Here is a 3,132-nt window from a genome sequence, read left to right on the forward strand (position 1 = left end):
ATCACCAGCGGGAACCAGCCGCCGTTGGGAACCTTGGTCAAATTCGCGGCAAAATACGCGCCATCAACGATGAAGAACACCAGGATCACCGGCACCGCATACCACAGCTTCCACTTCCACAGCGCCGTTACCAGCACCGCGAGCAGGCAGGTGTCGATAAACATCGCGCCGGTCACCGCGATGCCATAAGCCGCCGCCAGATTGCTCGATGTCTGGAAGGTCAACACCAGCAGGATGACCGCGATCATCAACACCCAGTTGATCAGCGGGATATAAATCTGCCCGCTTTCCGATGCGCTGGTGTGTTTGATCGAAAGACGCGGAATAAAGCCCAGCTGGATCGCCTGATGGGTGATCGAAAACGCGCCGGAAATCACTGCCTGGCTGGCGATGAACGTCGCTGCCGTCGCCAGCAACACCAGTGGCAGGCGCAGAAACTCTGGCGCGAGCAGGAAGAACGGATTGCGCACTGCCTCCATCGCGGCGGTCCCTTCAAGGCTGGCGATCATCGCCGCCTGCCCGAAATAGTTTAGCAGCAGCGCGGGCATCACAAAGCCAAACCACGACAGCCGCATCGGCCCGCGCCCAAAATGCCCCATATCAGAATAGAGCGCTTCCGATCCGGTCACCGCCAGCACCACCGACCCCAGTGCCAGAAACGCCAGCCAGCCATCGGCGATAAAGAACTGCAATGCGTACCAGGGGTTGAGTGCCAACAGCACCTCAGGATGTGAGACGATCTGGATGCTTCCGAGCACCGCAATCACGATAAAATAGAAAATCATGATCGGCGCAAAAAATGTTCCGATTTTGGCGGTTCCACGCGACTGTATGAAGAACAGGAACACCAGCAGCCCCACGGCAATCGGGATCACCAATGGCCGGAAACGCGTATCGACCACCGCCAGACCTTCAACAGCGGACAGCACTGAAATCGCAGGCGTGATCATGCTGTCGCCATAAAACAGCGCAGTCGCAAACACCCCGAGCAGGATCGGCAGCCAAGCATATTTATTACGACCGACACTGCGCGAAATGAGCGCCACCAGCGCGAGGCTACCGCCCTGCCCCTTGTTGTCGGCGCGCATCAGCAAGGTCACGTACTGGATCGACACCACCAAGGTCATCGACCAGAAGATAAGGCTGACCACACCGTAAATGTGGAGCTTGTCGAGTGTCAGCTGGTGCGCGCCGACAAAGGTCTCACGAAACGCATAGAGCGGGCTGGTGCCGATATCGCCGAAGACGATGCCCACCGCGCCTGCCGCGAGCGCAGCCACTGCCTTGGGGTCGCGCGGTTTCGCATCGGCGCCATGGTGGCCTTCTGCGATATGGGCCATCTCTGCGCCGGGCTCGCGTGATTCAGGCTGCAAATCACTCATCGGGCGGTCGAGAGGCAGATGGACAAAGCCATGCCTGAATTCCCCATGTTAAACCCTGATATGCTCAGGCTGCAGCAGCCTGAATCAAGGTCCCAGCCACAAAAAAGAGCCTGAGTAGCATCACTGGTTGACGCACATTTGCGCCATTCAGTGCAGATCAGGCTCCGGTCCAAACCTTCAGAACGGAGCGCCGATTAGCATGGCGCATAATGCGGTGCAATATGATCGCTGCGGGGCGACCATCAGGGCTGAGGCATGGAGGATTGCGGCGCTACGGGCGGGGCTGGCGGTGCATCGGGCACCGATCCCGGCATGCCCGGCGCAGGGGCACCACTCTGCTGCGCAATCACCGCTTCAATCTGGCCGATACGCTGGGTCAGGTCCTCGCGCCATTCGGCATCGGGCGGCGAGCGCTCAAGCAACTCGCCCCAGATGGTGCGGGCCTGCTGCAACTGCCCCGAGGTTGCCAAGGCTAGCCCCAGGAAGAATGGCGGCGCGGGATGATCTGGCGCAATGACAGCGGCTTTTTGAAACGCATATTGCGATGCCGGGGTGAGCAGCCCGTTGCTGTGTCCCACCAATGCATTGCCCAGCGCGACCCACAGATCGAGATCTTCAGGATGCGCTTCCAGCCCTTTGCTGAGCGCGGTTGCGGCAGTGGCGAACTTGCCCTGGCGGCTCTGCGCGTCAGCCAGCACCAGCCACGCGCGGGCATTGCCAAAATTGCCACCCATCTCATCGCGCTGCTTGGCGAGGTCCTCATCGAACATGCCCAGCTTTTCCACCGGCGCCTTGGGAGCACCGGCAACGCTCGGCTGGCCCTGCCAGGCATAGCCGGCGATGCCCAGAAACAGCGCGGCGGCGGATATTTCCCACGCGCGGCGAGGCATCTTGCCCAGCCACACCATGCCGCCCATGATGACCGCAGCCAGTACGAGGATGATCACCCAGGTCATCAGCCGTTCCTTTTGCCAAAACGCTTGCGCACGATCAGCGCCGCCAGCAGCAGCAGAACGATGGGCGCGGCAAACAACGGCCAGGTCATCGTTGTCACCTGCGGCTGATAAGACACCCAGTCGCCATAGCGTTCGATCAGCCAGCCGCGAATTTCTTCCGGATCTTCGCCCGCCGCGATCCGCTCACGCACCTGATGGCGCATGTCGCCCGCCATCGGCGCGTCCGAATCCGCAATCGATTGGCTTTGACAGGTGAGGCAACGCAAGGTCATCATCAAATCCTGCGCGACTTTTTCCTTCGCGGGATCATCGAGCTGCTTGTAGGCATAGGGCGCGGGCGGCAGGCTGTCCTGGGCGCTTAGGGGCGACATCCAGGCCGCCAGCAGAGCGATCAAGAGCAACCATCCCGTGTTCCTGAGCCCCTCGGCTGGCTGCCAACCCAGCCGCTCGGAATAGACTTTCCGGCTCTGCCGAGAAGTCGTGGGACGTTTCGCAACCTTTGCGCATAAGTCCTTCGACTTCGCTCGGGACAGACGGAGGGAAGGAGTGAAAGCCGTCATCACTGCGCTTCCCTCAATTTCTCAAGGATCAGCGGCACATGCTCGCGGCGGATGTCGCCGATATGCTGATAGGTGATGATGCCCTTGCCATCGATCACGAATGTCTCGGGCACGCCCGACGAACCCAGATCAAACTGTATCTTGCTGACATCGTCCGATCCGATCCGTGCATAGGGGTTGCCGTTGCGCTGCAGAAAGGCTGCAACATCGGGACCGCGATCGCGGATCGCGACG

3 protein-coding genes and 1 pseudogene are annotated in these 3,132 nt (G+C 60.5%); all 4 read right to left on the minus strand.

Annotated features, from left to right (window positions below; translation table 11 throughout):
* Window positions 1–1,382, minus strand: a 1,382-nt coding sequence (locus tag ACEW8G_RS05390) for a potassium transporter Kup (protein WP_373487415.1), incomplete at its 3' end; no start/stop codon positions are given.
* Window positions 1,383–1,624: 242 nt separating this feature from the next.
* Window positions 1,625–2,338 carry a tetratricopeptide repeat protein gene (locus ACEW8G_RS05395; protein WP_373487416.1) on the minus strand — a complete coding sequence of 238 codons (714 nt, stop codon included), beginning with the start codon at window positions 2,336–2,338 and terminating at the stop codon, window positions 1,625–1,627.
* Entirely contained in the window at window positions 2,338–2,709 is a 372-nt protein-coding gene (locus ACEW8G_RS05400) for a cytochrome c-type biogenesis protein (RefSeq protein WP_373487417.1), read from the minus strand. Before ACEW8G_RS05400 ends, ACEW8G_RS05395 begins: the two co-directional genes overlap by 1 nt.
* Window positions 2,710–2,897: 188 nt before the next feature.
* Window positions 2,898–3,132, minus strand: a pseudogene (locus ACEW8G_RS05405) (DsbE family thiol:disulfide interchange protein); the annotation flags it as partial.

The organism is Blastomonas sp. (genome assembly GCF_041747255.1).
Lineage (GTDB): Bacteria > Pseudomonadota > Alphaproteobacteria > Sphingomonadales > Sphingomonadaceae > Blastomonas.